The sequence below is a fragment of the Sphingomonas paucimobilis NBRC 13935 genome (assembly GCF_000739895.2).
GTDB classification, from domain to species: domain Bacteria; phylum Pseudomonadota; class Alphaproteobacteria; order Sphingomonadales; family Sphingomonadaceae; genus Sphingomonas; species Sphingomonas paucimobilis.
The window spans coordinates 158,706-176,305 of record NZ_BBJS01000017.1; the positions used below are offsets into that span (position 1 = coordinate 158,706).

Sequence of the window (17,600 nt, forward strand, 5' to 3'; positions counted from 1 at the left end):
CATAAAAAGCCGACTGCGATGCCAGCCCGGGAACGGGCCCGTCGGGTAGCCGTTTCTCGTTGCCACCCAACGGGATACGACCTTTGATGCGCACGCTGACTGCTGCCGAGATTGCCACGCTGGCACCCGATACGGGCACGCCGCATCCCGTGCTGGGCGTGATCGAGACCGCCGCGGCGCTCGCCGAACGGCTGGCGAAGAACGACATATTGGCGGTCGAGGCGGATGAGACGCGCGCCGCCGCCGTGGCGCGGACCCTCGCCGCGCTGATACCGACGGCAAGCGTCTGGATGTGTCCCGGCACCGACGCGCTGCCGGGGGACGAGGCCCCCGCCTCTCCCGCCAATGTCGGCCAGCGCGTGTCGGCACTGCGCGGCGTGCGGCGCATGCTAGGCGAGGCGAAGCGCCCGCGCATCGCACTGGTCACCACGGGAGAGGCACTCGCGCGCGCCTATCCGCCCCCTGCCGCTTTCGACGCCGAGCCACCGCAGGTCGCGATCGGCACGCCGTGCGACCTGCCGGCCCTGTTCGAGACGCTGACCGGGCTTGGCTACATCCCCGACGAGCGCGTCGACGAGCCGGGGGAACTGGCGCTCCGCGGCCGCGTGCTCGACGTGTTTCCCACCGATGCCGACCAGCCGCTGCGCATCGAGGTCGAGGACGACAGAGTCGTGTCGATCCGCCACTACGATCCCGCCGACCAGCGCACCACCGCCGAGATCGAGCGGCGCGAATTGGGTCGGGTGGCCGAACCGCCGCTGGGCGAGGATCGCTGTGCGCTGATCGATCATCTGCCCGACGCGACGATCGTCTTGCCCCCCGCGGCGGACGACCGGCGCCGGCGCCTATTGCTGCTGAGCGGTGATGCCGCGCGGCGCGGTGCCCGCCGGGCGGCCCGCGAGGTGATCGACGAGACGGCGTGGAGCGCGCTGATCGCGGCGCGACAGGTCGTGACGATCGACCGCGCCGGCGATCCGCCGCCCCGCTTCGTCGAGCAAGCGGCACCGATGCGCGGCCTCGCCAAGCTGGGCAAGGCGGCGATCGAGGCGGGCGAGCGCGTGGTCCTGATCGGCAGCGAGCGCGACCTACGCTTCCTCACCCGCCGGGTCGAAAAGGCGCTGGCGACCGAAGCGACCCCGGCCGCCGACTGGTCGGTGGTGCGCAAGCGATCGGCGGGGCCGCTGCTGACGCTCGCCGCGCCCGCCGATCGCGGCTTTCGGACGAAGCGCCTGCTCGCCATCGCCGCTGCGGACCTGATCGGCAGCCGTGCCGACCGATCCGACGGCGTCGTGGCGCATGTCGAGCCCGCGCTGCTGCAATCCGCCGAGATTCGCGTCGGCGACACCGTAATCCATGAGGATCATGGTATCGGCACCGTCGCGGGGCTGGAACGGCTGGCGCGGGACGATACGACCGCGGGCGGCGACGCGATCAAGCTGACCTATGCGCGCGACGCGGTGCGGCTGGTGCCCGTAGCTGACGCCGACCGCCTGTGGCGCTATGGCGCGGAGGACGATGCGGTCACGCTCGACACGCTGGACGGCAAGAGCTGGCAGGAGCGGCGTGCCGGCATCGATGCCGCCATCGCCGAAACCGCGCGCGGGCTGACCGAGCTTGCCCAAGCGCGTGGCGACCGCACCGCGCCGGTGCTTGACCCCGAACCCGCCGCCTATGAGCGCTTCGCGGCGGGCTTTCCCTTCTCGGAAACGCCCGACCAGCGCGCCGCGATCGAGGCGGTGCGCAGCGACCTGGCCTCCGGACGGCCGATGGACCGGCTGGTGATCGGCGATGTCGGCTATGGCAAGACCGAGGTCGCGCTGCGGGCCGCCGCCATCGCCGCGCTGTCGGGCAAGCAGGTGGCGATCGCCGCGCCGACGACGGTGCTCGCCCGCCAGCATCTCGACAGCTTCACCCAGCGCTTCGCTGACACGGGGATCGCGGTCGCTGGCCTGTCGCGCTTGTCGACCGCTGCCGAGGCGCGCCGGGTCAAGGCAGGACTGAAGGACGGCAGCATCCAAATCGTCATCGGCACCGGCGCGGTCGCGGGCAAGGGCGTCGCCTACGCCGACCTGGCGCTGGTCATCGTCGACGAGGAGCAGCGTTTCGGCGCGGCGGACAAGGCGAAGTTACAGGCACTTTCGGCGGGCCATGTGCTCAGCCTGTCGGCGACGCCGATCCCGCGCACCTTGCAGGCGGCGCTGGTCGGGCTGCGTCAGTTGTCGGTGATCGCGACGCCCCCGGCCCGCCGCCAGCCGATCCGTACCGCCGTGTCCGCCTTCGCGCCCGAGATGCTGCGCGCGGCGTTGCTGCGCGAACGCTCACGCGGCGGGCAGAGCTTCGTCGTGGTGCCCCGCATTGCCGACATGGCACCCCTCGCCGCGCAGCTGGCTGAGCTGGTCCCCGAACTGGAATTGTTGCAGGCGCATGGCAAGATGCCGGCGGCCGAGATCGACGAGGCGATGGTGCGCTTCGGTCGCGGCGACGGCGACGTGCTGCTCGCGACCAACATCATCGAGGCAGGACTGGACGTGCCGCGCGCCAACACCATGGCGATCGTCCATGCCGATCGCTTCGGCCTCGCCCAATTGCACCAGTTGCGTGGGCGGGTCGGGCGCGGGCATCGCCGGGGCCAGGTGCTGTTGTTCACCAAGGGCGAGGACGCCATCGCGCCCAGGACGCTCAAGCGATTGCGCACGCTGGAGGCATTCGACCGGCTCGGCGCGGGCTTTGCGATCAGCGGCCGCGATCTCGACATGCGCGGCGCGGGCGACCTGCTGGGACAGACGCAGGCGGGGCATATGCGGCTGATCGGTGTGGAACTGTATCAGCAACTGCTCGAAGGCGCGCTGCGCACCGCACGGGGCGAGACGGTGGAGCGCTGGACGCCCGAGCTGTACCTCGGCATCGATGGCTGGCTGCCCGCCGACTGGATCCAGGACGAGGATGTGCGGCTGTCGCTTTATGCGCGGCTCGCCCGGCTGCGCGATATCGACGATGTCGATGGCTTCGAGGAGGAGTTACGCGACCGGTTCGGCGCGTTGCCGCGCGCGGCGGAGCGGCTGATGACGATCACGCGGGTGCGCGAACTGGCGCGCGGCCACGGTATCGCGCGGATCGACGCCGGCCCCGCCGCGATCGCCCTGACGCCGCGGCCGGACAGCGCGGCGGGTGAGGCGATTGAGGGGCTGACCGAAAAGAACGGGCGGCTGATCCTGAGCGAACGGATCGAGGATGCGAGCGAGCGGTTGGCGCGTCTGGCAGCGCTGTTGGAGCATTAAGGCGGACGGCGTCCTGCGCCGGAACGATCGCCGGAACGATCACAGGGAAGTCCTGCCGCGGGTCGACTATATCCTGACGCAGCTTGGACAGAGCTTCGCCCGGGCGCTCGAGCCGCTATGCCAGTGGGGCACCGAGAACATGGCGGAAATGCAGAAGCTCTTCGCCGGTCGAGATGGCTGGGGACGCGGGCGTGGTTGACTGCCAAGCTGCTGGTTCTGAATTTATGTATGTCTTGCGGACCGTCGCTGGGTAATCCAACCCATTTCAGCCATTCAGGTGGACAAAAGCGTCAGCCGAAACCGGCCTTTCATTCACGTCGCTAGGCGGATCGCTCTGACGGTGTCTAAACGGCGCTCGGAGTGACCGAGATCGGAAACCTTCCCGGCATGCTACTATCAACAGTTCCGCAAGCGTTGCGGTTCCTCGTTAAGCGGCCAGTTGTCCCAAAAACGAAGGTTGAACGAGATAGTTCGGACAACATTCATCGTCTCAAAGTGGCTGTAGAGCCTGAATAGATCGCATTACACGGAGCGACAGCGCGATGAACTTTTGTCAGTCTGACTTTACCGGCAGGAGAATGCGGAACAGCGATTGCTTGGCGACCCTTTGATAAATGGCATCGCCACCATGCGCTCGGGCGATGGCTTGAACGACGGAAAGGCCGAGTCCCGATCCGCCGGGATTTCCTGTACCGCGTACGAACTGGCGAAAAGCGCTTTTCTCAAACTCGGGTGGCAACCCCGGCCCCTTGTCTGCCACGGTGATGACCGCCTCATTTTTCGTGAATTCGACTGCGATCCCCAAGGTACAAGGCGACGCATGGCGACGGGCATTATCAACGAGTGCGATCACCGCCTGTCGGATGCGTGCCGCATCGGCCCGCACGGCCCCGGTCTCCAACGTCATCTCCAGTTCGAAACCCGCTGGCGACAGCATGGATGACAGGATCGGCCGCATGTCGTCCATCTCGGCAGCAAGATCGACATTCGCCATCTCCAGCTCCAGTCGCCCGCTCTCGGCCAGGCTGACGCTGCGCAAATCCTCGACCAACCGGGTCAGACCCTCGACCTGTTTCACCAGGCCGACGACCAGTTCGTCGTCGAGCGGAAAGACGCCGTCCTTGGCGCCCTGGAGCCGCCCCCGCAGGATGGTCAGGGGGGTCCGCAGCTCATGGGCGATCTGCGCGTTCCAAAGCTTCACATCGTCCGACATACGTTGCAGGCGGTCGGCCATCGCGTTGAAATCAGCGATCAAAACGGCCGCCTCGCCATGCGCGCCGCGTACCGGCGCGATACGTGTCGTCAGATCGCCCTCGGCGATTTGACGGGCCGCCGCTCCCACCGCTCCAAGCGGATGTACGATCCACCGTGCCAGCCGCACCGCGACCGCCAGCGCCAGCGCCACCCCGATCACGCACGCCGCCAATGTGATGCCAACATCCAACCCGGTCGTATCCGCCACACCCGGCGGCAACGGGGCGACAAGGCGCAGGCGCTCCAGCACAGCATAGACGATATAGAAGGCCGCTGTGCTGACCACGACCGCCACGAAGGCGAGCGCCGCCATCGCGACCGACAATTGCCGGGTCAGACTGATCCGGTTCTTCATCCACGCGACCATAGCCGGTATCCGACGCCGCGCACCCCCTCGGGCATGTCCGGAACCCCTGCCTGTTCGAGCTTGCGGCGCAGTTTGCTCACATGGCTGTCGACTGTTCGGTCGAGTGCATCCGATCCCGGCAGACAGGCGTCGAGCAGCTCGCTGCGGCTGAACACCCGGCTCGGTGTACGCGCCATATGAGCGAGCAGGCGGAATTCGGTCAGGGTCAGCGCCACCTCGCCGCGTTCCGTACGGACCATATGCGCGGTCGTGTCGATCTCGACCGGGCCAACCCGCAGCACGCCGTTCGCGCCCTCGCCGCCCGTCCGGCGCAGCACCGCCTTGACTCGCGCGACCACCTCGACCGGGTTGAACGGCTTGACGACATAATCGTCGGCCCCGATGCGCAGCGCCTGGAGCTTGTCGATGTCTTGGTCCAGCGCGGTGGTGACGACCACCGGCGTATGGCCCCGCCGCCGCACTTCGGACAATACCCCCCAGCCGTCGATCAGCGGCATCGAGATGTCGAGCAGCAGGATATCCGGCTTCAGCGCAAGATGCAGGTCGAGCGCGGTACGGCCGTCGCCGGCATGGACGGTCCGGAACCCCTCGCGTTCCAGATAGGCGCGGATGATCTCGGCGATGTCGCGGTCGTCCTCGGCGATCAGCGCGAGCGGGTTCATACGGCGGATCCACTGGGCATGACGCCGTTCCTATCAGCGTGACCCGGCACGCCGCCAGCCCGGCTCCACACAGTCTCCACACAATATCGACACATGCGCAACGGCCCGCGCGGATAGGCGACGGCATGATGAGTCGATCTCTCGTGAACCGCACACTGCCAGCCCTGCCGATTATTCTGATGATGGCGGCCTCGCTCAGCAGTTGTTCCGCCGAAGCGCCCGCCGCCCCGGCGGATCCGGTGACGGTGCTCACCATGCGTGTCGCACCGACCGAGGTCACCGCTGCCGACGAACTGCCGGGGCGTGTCGTGGCGTTCCGAACCGCCGAGATTCGCCCCCAGGTGGGCGGCATCGTCCAGCGCCGATTGTTCGAACAGGGCGCGGCGGTGCGCGCCGGGCAGATGCTGTTCCAGATCAGCCCCGCCCCCTTCCGCGCCGATGCTGACACCGCGCAGGCAACCGTGCAAAAGGCCGGCGCCGCCTATGCCCGCGCCCGCGCACAGGCCGACCGGCTGAAGCCGCTGGTCGCCGCCGATGCGATCAGCCGTCAAAGCTATGACGACGCGGTCGCCGCACGCGAGCAGGCTGCCGCCGAACTGGCCGAAGCGCGCGCCAACTTGCGGCGCCGCCGGATCGACCTGGGCTTCTCGCGTGTGACCGCACCGATCACCGGGCGGATCGGACCGGCGAATGTGACCGAGGGGGCGTTGGTGACGGCGGCCGACGCCACGCCGCTGGCGACGATCCAGCAGATCGACCGGGTCTATGTCGATGTCCGCCAGCCCGCCGAACGCTATGCCGAATTGCGCGCGCAGGGTGCGGCGGCGGGGCCGGTCGAGATTTTCAGCGCCTCGGGGCGGAGCCATCCGGTGCAGGGACATATCCTGTTTTCGGGGATCGCGGTCGATCCAGGCACGGGCGATGCGCTGGTGCGGGTCGAGGTGCCCAATCCCGGCGAACGGCTGCTGCCCGGCATGTTCGTCCGCGCCCGTCTGCCCCGTGCGAGGATGCCCGCTGCGCTGACCGTACCGCAACAGGCCGTGACCCGCGCGGGCGACGGCTCACCCCAGGTCAGCGTGGTCGGCGGGCAAGACCGGGTGCATATCCGCCGCGTCACGCTCGGTCCGCTCGTCGGTGGCCGCTATGTCATCCAGTCGGGACTGCGCGCTGGCGAAACCGTGATCGTCGAAGGGCAGGACCGCGTTCAGTCCGGCACGCCGGTCAACCAGCGCCCCTGGCATGGCGGCGCGGCGGGCTGAGCCATGGCGCAATTCTTCATCAACCGCCCCATCTTCGCCTGGGTGATCGCCATCGCGATCGTCCTGATGGGCATCATCGCGATCCCGCAAATGCCGGTCGCGCGCTTCCCCAGCGTCGCGCCGCCTACCGTCAGCATCTACGCCAGCTATCCCGGTGCCACGCCGCAGACGCTGAACGACAGCGTCGTCTCGCTGGTGCAGCGCGAACTGTCGAGCGTGAAGAACCTGCTCTATTTCGAGAGTTCGGCCGACACCTCGGGCTCGGCGACGATCACCGCGACCTTTCGCCCGGGTACCAACCCGGAGATGGCGCAGGTCGATGTGCAGAACCGGCTGAAGACGATCGAGCCGCGCCTGCCACAGGTCGTGCGCCAGACCGGCGTCACGGTCGAGTCCGCCTCCTCGGGCTTTCTGATGATCGTCAGCCTGTTGTCCGATGGGCGGCAGGACGAGGTCGAACTGTCCGATTACATGTCCCGCACCATCGTCGACGAGCTGAAGCGCATCCCCGGCGTCGGGCGCGTCCAGAACTTCTCGGCCGAGCGTGCGATGCGCATCTGGATCGATCCGGCCAAGCTGGCGGGATACGGCCTGACCGCCACCGACGTGACGGCCGCGATCGCCGAGCAGAATGTTCAGATCGCCCCCGGTTCCCTGGGGGCCGAGCCGACCGCGGGTGGCCAGCGCGTCCTGGTCCCGCTGACCGCCGATGGACAGCTCAAGACGCCCGAGGATTTCGCCGCCATCATCCTGAAGGCCAATACCGACGGATCGAGTGTCACGCTGGACAAGGTCGCGCGGATCGAACTGGGGCGGCAGAGCTTCGGCAACGACACGCGCGAGAATGGCAAGTTCGCCGCCTCGGTCGGCATCCAGCTAACCCCCGGCGCCAATGCCGTCGCCGCGTCGAAAGCCGTGCGTGCGCGCATGACCGAGCTCGCCCATTCGCTGCCGCCGGGCATGAGCTGGTCCGCGCCGTTCGACACCGCCCCGTTCGTCCGCATTTCGATCGAGAAGGTGCTGCACACGCTGGCCGAGGCGATGCTGCTTGTCTTCCTCGTGATGTACCTGTTCCTGCAAAAGGTCCGCTACACGTTGATCCCCGCCATCGTCGCGCCGATCGCGCTGCTCGGCACGATCGCGGTCATGCTGGCGACGGGCTATTCGATCAACGTGCTGACCATGTTCGGTATGGTGCTGGCGATCGGCATCATCGTCGATGACGCGATCGTCGTCGTCGAGAATGTCGAACGGCTGATGCACGAGGAGAAGCTGTCGCCCGCCGACGCCACGCGCAAGGCGATGCAGGAGATCACGCCCGCGATCATCGGCATCACCTTGGTCCTGTCGGCGGTGTTCATCCCCATGGCGCTGGCGGCCGGGTCGGTCGGCACCATCTATCGCCAATTCTCGATGGCGATGGCGGTATCGATCCTGTTCTCCGCCTTCCTCGCGCTCACCCTGACCCCCGCGCTGTGTGCGACCCTGCTCAAGCCGCTGGACGAGGGGCAGCCCAAGAACCGCTTCTTCACCTGGATCGATCACCAGTTCGACCGGGCGACACGCGGCTATCAGGGCTGGGTCGCAACGCTTCTGAAGGCGAGCGGGCGGATGATGCTGGTCTTCGCCGCGATCGTCGGGATGCTCGCCATCGCCTTCGTCAACCTGCCGTCATCCTTCATGCCGGAGGAGGATCAGGGCTATTTCATGACCAGCTTCCAGCTACCCGCCGATGCCACCGCCGCCCGCACGCTGGCGGCCGTCAAGGCCCTCGAGAAGCATATGACGACCCGCCCCGGTGTCGATACGACGGAATCGATCCTGGGCTTCGGCTTCTCCGGGTCCGGCCCCAATGCGGCGATGGTCTATACGATTCTGAAAGACTGGAAGGATCGCGGCGGCACCAATGTCGCCAAGGAAGTCGCCGCCGCCGATGCCGCAATGGCCAGGGACGTCCATGAGGGTCAGGTGATGAACGTCATGCCGCCCGCGATCGACGAACTGGGCACCTCGTCGGGCTTCGCGCTCCGGCTGGAGGACCGGGCGGGCAAGGGACGCCATGCGCTGTTCACCGCGCGCGACATGCTGGTCGCCTATGCGCAGCGCAGCGCCAAGCTGACCGGCGTCTATGCCGAGGGCCTCCCCTCCGGCACCAGCGTGCGGCTGGACATCGACCGGGTGAAGGCGCGCGCGCTCGGCGTGTCGTTCACCGCGATCAGCGACATGATCGGCACGGCGCTGGGCAGCAGTTACGTCAACGACTTCCCCAACAGGGGGCGGTTGCAACAGGTGATCGTGCAGGCCGAGCCGGCGCACCGCATGAACCTGGACGATGTGATGAAACTGCGCGTGAAGAACACAGGCGGAGGCACGGTGGCACTGGCCGAACTGGTGACGCCGGTGTGGAGCAACAGCCCGCTTCAGCTATCGACCTATAATGGTTATCCATCGGTCAGCATCACCGGCAGCGCCGCGCCCGGCGTTTCGAGCGGCGAGGCGATGCGCGAGATGGAACGGCTGGCCGCCGAACTGCCGCCCGGCTTCGGCATCGAATGGACCGGCCAGTCGCGGCAGGAGCGCGAGGCGGGGGCGCAGGCGCCGATGCTGCTGGCGCTGTCGATGCTGGTCGTGTTCCTGGTGCTGGCCGCGCTTTACGAAAGCTGGTCGATCCCGATGGCAGTCATGCTGGTCGTGCCACTGGGACTGATCGGCGCGGTGTCGGCCGTGATGCTGCGCGGCATGTCGAACGACATCTTTTTCAAGGTCGGCCTCATCACCATCATCGGACTCAGCGCCAAGAATGCGATCCTGATCGTCGAATTCGCCAAGCAATATCGTGAGGCGGGAAGAAGCTTGATCGACGCGGCCATCGCCGCCGCCCGCGTGCGCCTTCGCCCGATCGTGATGACCAGCCTGGCGTTCACGCTGGGCGTTGTACCGCTGATGCTGGCGGGCGGGGCAAGCGCGGAGACGCAGCACGCGATCGGGACGGGCGTGTTCGGGGGCATGATTACCGGCACCGTACTGGCGCTGATCTTCGTGCCGACCTTCTTCGTGGTGGTTGTGGGCTTGGCCGAACGCTGGCGCGCGCCCCGGGTGAAGGAGGCATGACGATGCGATGTCTGCCCCTCACCCTGTTACTGGCGACCACGGCCTGTTCGATGACCCCCCGGCTCACCTTGCCGACACCGCCGGTCGCCGAGGCCTATCCGATCGCGAGCGGCGCAGAAGCCTTGCCCGAATGGCGCGGCATGTTCGGCGATCCTCGGCTGCAAAGCCTGATCGCGCTGTCGCTCGACGCCAATCGCGACCTGCGCATCGCCGCGCTGAATGCGGAAGGAGCGCGGGCGCAGGTGCGGGTGCAGCGTGCCCAGTCGCTGCCCGGCGTCAATGTCGACGCGGGCTATACCCGCCAGCGCCAGCCCGCCAGTGTCGCCGGGGCAGGCGTCGGCCTGACGCCGGGAAGCGAGGCGAGGGGCTTCGAATTCGGCCAGTTCAGCGCACAGGCCGCGCTGACCAGTTTCGAGATCGACCTGTTCGGCCGCCTGCGTGCGATGAACGAAGCGGCGTTCCACCGCTGGCTTGCGTCGGTTGAGGCGCGGCGCGCGGTGCGCCTGGCGGTGATTGGCGCGGTCGCCGACGCCTATTGGAACGAACGGCTGGCCGACGAGCAATTGGCGCTGACCCGTTCCACGCTGGCCGACTGGCGGGCCTCGCTCGACATCACCCGGCTTCGCAAGGACGCGGGCCAGGCGAGCGGCGCCGATCTGGCGCAGGCCGAGGGGCTGGTTCGCCAGGCACAGGCCGATCTGGCACAGCGCGAGCGTGAACTGGCGCAGGCGACCAACGCGCTGACGCTGGCGGTCGGTGCCCCCCTGCCAAACGACCTGTTGCCACCCACCCCACTAATGGATCAGCCGATCCGCATCGCGCTGGCGGCAGGGACGCGCTCCGACCTGCTGACCCGCCGCCCCGACATCGCCCAGGCCGAACAGGAGCTGCGCGCCGCCAATGCCGATATCGGCGCGGCGCGCGCGGCCTTCTTCCCGCGCGTATCGCTGACCGCCGCCTTCGGTTTCGCCAGCCTGGCGCTCGACAGCCTGTTCCAGGGGGCCAACCGATCATGGTCCTATTCGCCCGCGATCAGCCTGCCCATCTTTCGCGGCGGCGAACTGCGCGGCAATCTCGACCTCGCCCGGCTTCGCGCCTCGACCGCCATTGCAACCTATGAAAAGGCGATCCAGACCGGCTTTCGCGAAGTTGCCGATGGGCTTGCTGCACAGGCGACCTATGGACGGCAGATGACCGAGCAGCGTGCCGTCGTCGGCGAGGCGGAGCGTCGCGCCAGGCTGACCGACCTTGCCTATCGCGCGGGGCAGACCAGCCGCCTGGAACTGCTCGACGCCCAACGAGCAATCTATGGCGCTCGGCAAAGCGCGCTGATCGTCCGGCGTGATCAACTGACCGCCGCCGCCGCGCTCTACCGCGCGCTCGGCGGCGATACCGAAGCCCGGGGAACGCCGCGATGAACCGCCGTGACCGCTACACGCTTCCGATGCGGCTGCTCCACGGGATGCGCGCCACGCTGATCCTGGGACTGATCGCGCTCGGCTGGACGATACCAGTGCCAGTGCGCCCGCATCCACCTGCATCGACGCTCACCCGCACGCCGCCCGGCCGTTCGATATAAATAAGTCCCGGGGAACATGGCACCGTCTGCGGTGCTGGCGGGGGCGGCTCCGCAACCTGCACCTCGGCGAACACCGGCAACGAAGAAGAGGCGCCCGCCGCATTGGACAAGGACAGCGCCAATTCGATAAGCGCCAGCCCAGCAGCTTGGCGCGCGCTGTTACGAGATTGATGTATTTGACGATCGCGATCAGCAGCGTGACGATCCCGATCGCTCTCAGCCGCAGAGAACCAAATCAAAAATGGGCATGAATGTGGGCACGAGATCTTCGTTTTAGATTTTACCCTGTAAAATCAACGAGATCTGGCGGAGACGGAGGGATTCGAACCCTCGGTACGGTTTCCCGTACGACGCTTTAGCAAAGCGTTGGTTTCAGCCACTCACCCACGTCTCCGGTTGCGGCGAGGTGCGGCTATAGCGGGGCCGGGGGAGGCAATCAACCGGGGATGGGCGCGATTTTATGCAGAAAATCGACTAGAGCCTGTCGCGTCATTCATTGCGCCGCAAGGCGGCGGCTGGTTAACGTGGCGCATCGGTTCGCCGGGGGAGTTGAAGTTCATGCGTTTCGTCTGTCTGGGCCTGTCGGTCCTCTGCGGTCTGTCGGTCGCGGGCGCCACCGCCTCGCCCACCTGGGCTCAGGTCCGCACGATCGACCCCAATCAGGGAATCGACAGTGATCTGGCGACGCAGCCCTCGCGCCCCGCCCCGCGCCAATCGACGCCGGTCGAACCCGCCCCCTCCTATCCCCAGTCGCAGCCACCGGCCGACACGACTCCGCCCCCCGTCACCACACCCTCCGCCACGCCGGAGAGCCGTGCGACCCAGACCAGCCAGGCCGCCGACACGTTCGAGCGTGACGATCTGCTGGCCGCTGGCGAGGGCGTGTTCGGCAAAGGCGCCGAGGGCTTGGCCGGGATGATCGAGCGTATCCTGCGCGAACAGGGGCGCCCCAATGCCTATATTGCCGGGCGTGAGGCGTCGGGCGCGTTCGTCGTCGGGCTCCGCTATGGCTCGGGGATCATGACGCACAAGGTCGAGGGGCAGATGCCGGTCTACTGGACTGGACCGTCGCTGGGCTTCGATATCGGTGGCGATGCCAACAAGGTGTTCGTGCTGGTCTATAATCTCTACGACACCGAAGAGCTGTTCCACCGTTTCCCGGCGGCCGAGGGGCGGCTCTATTTCGTCGGCGGGTTCGCCGCGACCTATTTGCGGCGCGGCAATGTCGTGCTGATCCCGGTGCGGCTGGGCGTCGGTTGGCGCGCGGGCGTCAATGTGGGGTATATGAACTTCACGCATAAGGCCCGGTGGCTGCCGTTCTGATCCCGGCGGCGGGCTGAGGAGTTCCCTTGGCCTTCGACTGCGTCTCGCCCTATCCCCGCACGAGCAACCGATACGGCTCGCTCACCGCGATCACCGGTACGTCCCACGGATGCGCGGCCAGCAATTGGTCGGTCAAAGCGGAAACATCCGCTTCCGCATCATAGAGCGCGGTCAGGATGACGGTGGGTGACCAACTGGCCTCCCCCACCGCCCCCAGCGTGGGTACAGCACCCTCGCCGGGTCGAAAGCCCTCATAGCCGATCGCCAGTTCCACCACCTCGCGATACCGCCCGAAATCACCGAGCGGCGGGGTCCGCAGGATGGCGAGCAGCGCGGCGGCGGTCTGGTCCCGCTCGATCGCGTCCGGCTTGCCGGTCAGCAGCGCCGCCAGCGTGGCGGGCGCAACCGGGCAATAAACCCGGATGTCCCGCACCCACCGGCCTGCGCGCATTCCCTCACTCACCCGAAGTCGACCGCTTCGAAGCGGATCGGCTGGCCGGTCGGCGCGTCGGCGAGCTGGTCTTCCCACATCGCCACCTGCCCGCGCACGATCGTGCCGATCGGCTTGCCGGTCAGTTCCATGCCGGTGAAGGGCGACCAGCCGCACTTGGACTGGAGCCACTGATCCTCGATCGTCCAGCGCTTCTTCAGGTCGACGATGGTGAAGTCGGCGTCATAACCCGCCACGATCCGCCCCTTGCCGACGATACCGAAGATACGCTGCGCCCCCGCGCTGGTCAGCTCGATCACGCGTTGCAGCGACAGGCGGCCATTGGCGGCATGGTCGAGGAGCAGCGGCAGCAGCGTCTGGACGCCCGGCATACCGCTGGGGCTGCCCGGATAGGGCTTGGCCTTTTCCTCCAGCGTGTGCGGCGCATGGTCCGAGCCGATGACGTCGGGCACACCCTGGTTGAGCCAGTGCCACAGCCCGTCGCGATGCGCGCCCGAACGAATCGGCGGGTTCATCTGCGCCAGCGTACCCAGACGCGGATAGGCCTCCTCCCCCGCCAGCGTCAGATGCTGCGGCGTGACCTCGCAGGTCGCGATATCCTTATGCTGCGCAATATATTCGAGCTCGGCCGGCGTGGTGACGTGGAGGATGTGGATGCGACGCTTGGCTTCCCGCGCCAGCCGCAGGATGCGGCGGGTGGCGAGCAGCGCGCTTTCGTCATCGCGCCAGACGGGATGCGAGGCGGGATCGCCCTCCACCCGCTCATCCGCGCGGGCGTTCATCCGGTCCTCGTCCTCGGCATGGATGGCGACGCGGCGATGGCCCGAGGCGAGCACTTCGGCCAGCCGCGCATCCTCCGACACCAGTAGATCGCCGGTCGAGGCGCCCATGAAGATCTTCACGCCCGCCGTGCCCGGCATGCGCTCCAACTCGGCCAGGTCGCGCGCATTGTGGTTGGTCGCACCGACATAGAAGGCGTGATCGCAATACATGGTCTTGGCGCGGGTCAGCTTGTCGGTGATCGCGTCGGCCGAATCGGTATTCGGCTTGGTATTGGGCATTTCGAACACGGCGGTCACGCCGCCCATCACCGCCGCGCGGCTGCCCGAGGCGAGATCCTCCTTGTGCATCAGGCCGGGCTCGCGGAAATGCACCTGGCTGTCGATCACGCCGGGCAGGATGTCGAGCCCGGTGCAGTCGATCACGCGGCCCGCATCGCCTTTTGCGCCGATCGCCACGATCCGGCCATCGCGCACGCCAACATCGGCGCGGACGGGGCCGCCGGGCGTGTGAACGGTGCCGCCGGAAAGAAGCAGATCGAAGGTCATGGCAAACGGGCCTTTCGCATAGGGTCGCGCCTTCCTACCTTGCCGCCATGAGCGATACTACCCCGGCCTTGGCCCCCGCGACGACCCTGACCGACCGCACGCTGCTGCGCATCGCAGGCGAGGATGTCTGCGGCTTCCTGCAAGGTCTGGTGACCCAGGACGTCCAGGGGTTGACCGCCGACGCCCCGCGCTGGGCCGGGTTGCTCACGCCGCAGGGCAAGGCGCTGTTCGACTTTCTGCTCTGGGCGGAGGGCGATGCGATCCTGATCGACGCGGAGGCGACGCAGGCGGAGGCACTGACACGGCGGCTGTCCATCTATCGGTTGCGCCGGGCGATCACGATCGCGCCCGTCCCGGAACTGGCGGTGCATTGGAGCCTTTCGGCCGATACGCAGCCGCGCGATCCGCGCCTGCCGGATCTTGGCCATCGCTGGTGGGCGCCGGCCGAGCCGGGTTCGGCAACCGAGGCATGGACCGCGCATCGCCTGTCGCTGGGCGTGACCGAAGGGGTGGGTGAACTGGGCTCGGGCGAGACGTTATGGTTGGAGTGCAATGCGCGCGAGCTGAACGGGGTCAGCTTCACCAAGGGCTGCTATGTCGGGCAGGAGAATACCGCGCGGATGCACCATCGGTCGAAGGTCAATCGCCGGCTGGTCGTGGCCCCCCTGGGCGAACCGGGCGACCGGACACGGGCCGTCTATCCAGACTTGGGGCTGATGGTCGAACATCGCCGGGTCGAGGCGTTGGGCGATGCGATCCGCCCGGAATGGCTGGAGCAGGCAGTGGAAGCGGGCGGGCAGGAGTAGAATGGCTTCCCTTCGGCTTACCGCCGCAAGGTGACCTTATAGGGCGACGAAGGGTGAGCGAGGGGTCGTGCCGTTCAGTCCGAAGCCTTTAGCGCCCGAAATTGGCCAAAGCCTCCGCATCCATGGCGAGGGCACCTTCGATGTGCTGAACAGGATTGGTCAGCATCTGCGCCACCTGCATGGCAATGGCGATCGCCGCCACCAGACCGAAGAGGCACAAGGCGCCAAACTGCAATCGGCTGGAGATTGTCTGGCTGCGTTCGATCCGACGCGCAGTGCTGATTTCCATCGCCAGACGATCGCACCCCAGTCGCTCGGGTGCCTGGCGTCGTTCGCCATCGCTTTCGCGCTTGGGCCGTTGTTCCAGCCGGGGTTCCTTCAGCAAAGCGTCGATGCTGATGACATCTTGGGTGCGGACGCCGGAGAAGCGCTCGCGCCGCCAGACGATCCGACCGATCACCACCTGTTGGCCACGCCGCACATCGATATAGTCGCCGGGCGACAAGGTCGCATCGGAAGCGATCATCATGCCGCGCGACGAGATGTTGTGGATACAGGCATCGCCCCACCCGCCGGCCGATTTCAGACGGCAGGGTATCAGCACTTGCTGGCGCGCCTCACGCGCTTTGAAATACTGCCTCGCGAGGGGCATCCGATTCTCCCAACACCCTGGAACCCTGTGTCCATATTGGGCAGGCACCAATAAAAGGTGAATCACGGGCGAGAGTGGTCGAGAACGATCGCATTTTCGGTGCCGGCGACCGCATGACCGTGTCGTGCCAGCATGAACATATCATGTGACGGCACCTATTATCGAACCGTCACACGACGACTCCATCGGCATTGGGTATGGCTTGGAAGTTCCAGGCCGATACGGCACCGGGATGGTCTGCGTCCCGTGCGATTGGCCCAGACAAAAAAAGAGAGGCCGGCTTTCGCCGACCTCCCTCTTTTACAATCAGCCTTGGCTGAGCGTGGCTTACTGGCCAGCGCCCGGACCGTAGGTGATCTCGACGCGACGGTTCTGGACCTCGCGGACGCCGTCCGCAGTCTGAACGCGCAGCTTGTCGCGCTGTTCGCCGAAAGCTTCGGTCGTGATCGAGCCATCGGGGATCGAACGCGACGTCATGTAAGCCTTCACCGCGTCGGCACGACGCTGCGACAGACCCATGTTGTAGCGCGGCGTACCCGAGGTATCGGTGAAGCCGGCAACCATCACGCGGGCATTGCCGCAGCTCTGGTACTGGGTGATCGCGTTGTCGAGGATCGACGCTGCTTCCGGAGTGATGTCCGACTTGTCCCACTCGAAGAAGACAATGAACGGACCCGGCGAGCAGACCACAGGCTCGGGAGCCGGCGGCGGGGGCGGGGGGGGAGGAGGCGGCGGGGGCGGGGGCGGCGGCGGGGGCGGCGGAGCTGCCGGTTCGCCGAAGTTGTACGCCACGCCACCCAGGATCGAGTGCGAGCGGAAGCGGCCGTCGAACGTGTTGTTCGCGACGTCAACCAGCTTGACGTTCTCGGCGTTGAAGAAGCGATACTTCAACGTCGCGTCGATGTGGTCGGTCAGCGGAGCACGGATGCCCGCCAGAGCCTGCCACGCGAACACGGTGTCCGAGTCGTTCAGGAAGTCAGCACGGTTGTTGAGGGCGTAGTTCGCCTTGACGCGAGCGACACCGACACCACCGCCGACGAAGCCCTGGATGCCGTCATCGGCACCGAAGTCGAGCAAGCCGTTCAGCATGAAGCTGAGCGCCGAGGTCGAGCCGCCGGCATAGTCATAGTTGCCAGCCGGAACGGTGCCAGCACCGATGCCGGTGTTGGTCAGCGTGGTCGAGCTGAAACCATCGACGGTTGCGCGACGATAGCCGACTTCGGTTTCGAGGCGGAAGCCACCGAAGTCATAACCCATCACGGCGTCAACGTCATAACCATAGTCATGGTCGACGCTGGCGACGCCAGTGCGCGTGCCGGTGACATCATAATCGATGTCTTCGACGATCATCCCGCCGCCTTCGATGCCGACGTACCACGACTTGTCGCGGGCGAGGGCAGGCGAAGCCAGAGCGGTGGAGGCGAGTGCCAGAACAATGGCAAGCTTCCGCATCATAGTCCCCTTTCTTGGTTGTCACTACGGACAGCGCAAACCCACTATCGGAGCGTTGGTTTCCACGCAAGCGAACAA

14 protein-coding genes and 1 tRNA gene are annotated in these 17,600 nt (G+C 66.9%); 8 read left to right on the forward strand and 7 right to left on the reverse strand.

Annotation, left to right across the window (positions count from 1 at the left end; translation table 11 throughout):
- Positions 1 to 86: 86 nt before the first annotated feature.
- Entirely contained in the window at positions 87 to 3,278 is a 3,192-nt protein-coding gene (locus SP6_RS07435) for a TRCF domain-containing protein (RefSeq protein ID WP_007403736.1), read from the forward strand.
- Positions 3,232 to 3,477, forward strand: coding sequence for a winged helix-turn-helix transcriptional regulator (locus SP6_RS20335; protein WP_007403671.1), 246 nt, complete (start codon positions 3,232 to 3,234; stop codon positions 3,475 to 3,477). Before SP6_RS07435 ends, SP6_RS20335 begins: the two co-directional genes overlap by 47 nt.
- A 354-nt stretch (positions 3,478 to 3,831) precedes the next feature.
- On the opposite strand, the gene SP6_RS07440 is transcribed toward SP6_RS20335, so the two are convergent.
- Both SP6_RS07440 and SP6_RS07445 read right to left on the reverse strand, forming a co-directional pair.
- Positions 3,832 to 4,899: an ATP-binding protein gene (locus SP6_RS07440; protein ID WP_007403650.1), complete on the reverse strand. Its 1,068-nt coding sequence runs from the start codon at positions 4,897 to 4,899 to the stop codon at positions 3,832 to 3,834.
- Positions 4,884 to 5,561, reverse strand: coding sequence for a response regulator (locus SP6_RS07445; protein ID WP_007403797.1), 678 nt, complete (start codon positions 5,559 to 5,561; stop codon positions 4,884 to 4,886). Before SP6_RS07445 ends, SP6_RS07440 begins: the two co-directional genes overlap by 16 nt.
- 128 nt (positions 5,562 to 5,689) lie before the next feature.
- Between SP6_RS07445 and SP6_RS07450 the strand changes: the two genes are divergently transcribed.
- From SP6_RS07450 to SP6_RS20860, 4 genes are read left to right on the forward strand one after another with little or no spacing between them, the layout of a single operon-like run.
- Positions 5,690 to 6,820 carry an efflux RND transporter periplasmic adaptor subunit gene (locus SP6_RS07450; protein WP_197913070.1) on the forward strand — a complete coding sequence of 377 codons (1,131 nt, stop codon included), beginning with the start codon at positions 5,690 to 5,692 and terminating at the stop codon, positions 6,818 to 6,820.
- 3 nt (positions 6,821 to 6,823) lie between these two features.
- A complete protein-coding gene (locus SP6_RS07455; RefSeq protein ID WP_007403642.1) occupies positions 6,824 to 9,931 on the forward strand; it encodes a multidrug efflux RND transporter permease subunit in 3,108 nt (1,035 codons plus the stop codon).
- Positions 9,928 to 11,349: an efflux transporter outer membrane subunit gene (locus tag SP6_RS07460; protein ID WP_007403816.1), complete on the forward strand. Its 1,422-nt coding sequence runs from the start codon at positions 9,928 to 9,930 to the stop codon at positions 11,347 to 11,349. Before SP6_RS07455 ends, SP6_RS07460 begins: the two co-directional genes overlap by 4 nt.
- Complete coding sequence (locus SP6_RS20860) at positions 11,346 to 11,510, forward strand: hypothetical protein (protein ID WP_007403673.1); 165 nt, start codon at positions 11,346 to 11,348, stop codon at positions 11,508 to 11,510. Before SP6_RS07460 ends, SP6_RS20860 begins: the two co-directional genes overlap by 4 nt.
- Positions 11,511 to 11,814: 304 nt before the next feature.
- Here the strand turns inward: SP6_RS20860 and SP6_RS07465 are convergent.
- Positions 11,815 to 11,904, reverse strand: a tRNA-Ser gene (locus SP6_RS07465).
- A gap of 164 nt (positions 11,905 to 12,068) precedes the next feature.
- On the opposite strand from SP6_RS07465, the gene SP6_RS07470 reads away from it, so the two are divergent.
- Positions 12,069 to 12,833: a DUF1134 domain-containing protein gene (locus SP6_RS07470; protein ID WP_007403810.1), complete on the forward strand. Its 765-nt coding sequence runs from the start codon at positions 12,069 to 12,071 to the stop codon at positions 12,831 to 12,833.
- 49 nt (positions 12,834 to 12,882) lie between these two features.
- Here the strand turns inward: SP6_RS07470 and SP6_RS07475 are convergent, their stop codons facing one another.
- Together SP6_RS07475 and SP6_RS07480 are read right to left on the reverse strand one after the other, a co-directional pair.
- Positions 12,883 to 13,284 carry a hypothetical protein gene (locus SP6_RS07475; protein WP_037567754.1) on the reverse strand — a complete coding sequence of 134 codons (402 nt, stop codon included), beginning with the start codon at positions 13,282 to 13,284 and terminating at the stop codon, positions 12,883 to 12,885.
- Between the two features lie 8 nt (positions 13,285 to 13,292).
- The gene (locus SP6_RS07480; RefSeq protein WP_007403806.1) at positions 13,293 to 14,612 is read right to left on the reverse strand and encodes a dihydroorotase; all 1,320 of its coding nucleotides are present in this window, start codon (positions 14,610 to 14,612) and stop codon (positions 13,293 to 13,295) included.
- 47 nt (positions 14,613 to 14,659) lie between these two features.
- On the opposite strand from SP6_RS07480, the gene ygfZ reads away from it, so the two are divergent.
- On the forward strand, positions 14,660 to 15,418 hold the full coding sequence (gene ygfZ, locus SP6_RS07485; protein ID WP_007403765.1) for a CAF17-like 4Fe-4S cluster assembly/insertion protein YgfZ: 759 nt from the start codon (positions 14,660 to 14,662) through the stop codon (positions 15,416 to 15,418).
- 88 nt (positions 15,419 to 15,506) lie between these two features.
- On the opposite strand, the gene SP6_RS07490 is transcribed toward ygfZ, so the two are convergent.
- Positions 15,507 to 16,070, reverse strand: coding sequence for a PilZ domain-containing protein (locus SP6_RS07490; protein WP_037567755.1), 564 nt, complete (start codon positions 16,068 to 16,070; stop codon positions 15,507 to 15,509).
- Positions 16,071 to 16,397: 327 nt separating this feature from the next.
- A complete protein-coding gene (locus SP6_RS07495) occupies positions 16,398 to 17,522 on the reverse strand; it encodes an OmpA family protein (protein ID WP_042468797.1) in 1,125 nt (374 codons plus the stop codon).
- Between the last annotated feature and the right edge of the window lie 78 nt (positions 17,523 to 17,600).

Excerpts from the sequence above, each read along its gene's own strand:
- SP6_RS07480 (WP_007403806.1), bottom strand. The coding sequence starts at position 14,612 with ATGACCTTCGATCTGCTTCTTTCCGGCGGCACCGTTCACACGCCCGGC.
- SP6_RS07445 (WP_007403797.1), bottom strand. The coding sequence starts at position 5,561 with ATGAACCCGCTCGCGCTGATCGCCGAGGACGACCGCGACATCGCCGAG.
- SP6_RS07490 (WP_037567755.1), bottom strand. The coding sequence starts at position 16,070 with ATGCCCCTCGCGAGGCAGTATTTCAAAGCGCGTGAGGCGCGCCAGCAA.
- SP6_RS07435 (WP_007403736.1), top strand. The coding sequence starts at position 87 with ATGCGCACGCTGACTGCTGCCGAGATTGCCACGCTGGCACCCGATACG.
- SP6_RS07460 (WP_007403816.1), top strand. The coding sequence starts at position 9,928 with ATGACGATGCGATGTCTGCCCCTCACCCTGTTACTGGCGACCACGGCC.
- SP6_RS20860 (WP_007403673.1), top strand. The coding sequence starts at position 11,346 with ATGAACCGCCGTGACCGCTACACGCTTCCGATGCGGCTGCTCCACGGG.
- SP6_RS07450 (WP_197913070.1), top strand. The coding sequence starts at position 5,690 with ATGAGTCGATCTCTCGTGAACCGCACACTGCCAGCCCTGCCGATTATT.
- SP6_RS07475 (WP_037567754.1), bottom strand. The coding sequence starts at position 13,284 with ATGCGCGCAGGCCGGTGGGTGCGGGACATCCGGGTTTATTGCCCGGTT.
- SP6_RS07440 (WP_007403650.1), bottom strand. The coding sequence starts at position 4,899 with ATGGTCGCGTGGATGAAGAACCGGATCAGTCTGACCCGGCAATTGTCG.
- SP6_RS20335 (WP_007403671.1), top strand. The coding sequence starts at position 3,232 with ATGCGAGCGAGCGGTTGGCGCGTCTGGCAGCGCTGTTGGAGCATTAAG.
- SP6_RS07470 (WP_007403810.1), top strand. The coding sequence starts at position 12,069 with ATGCGTTTCGTCTGTCTGGGCCTGTCGGTCCTCTGCGGTCTGTCGGTC.
- ygfZ (WP_007403765.1), top strand. The coding sequence starts at position 14,660 with ATGAGCGATACTACCCCGGCCTTGGCCCCCGCGACGACCCTGACCGAC.
- SP6_RS07455 (WP_007403642.1), top strand. The coding sequence starts at position 6,824 with ATGGCGCAATTCTTCATCAACCGCCCCATCTTCGCCTGGGTGATCGCC.
- SP6_RS07495 (WP_042468797.1), bottom strand. The coding sequence starts at position 17,522 with ATGCGGAAGCTTGCCATTGTTCTGGCACTCGCCTCCACCGCTCTGGCT.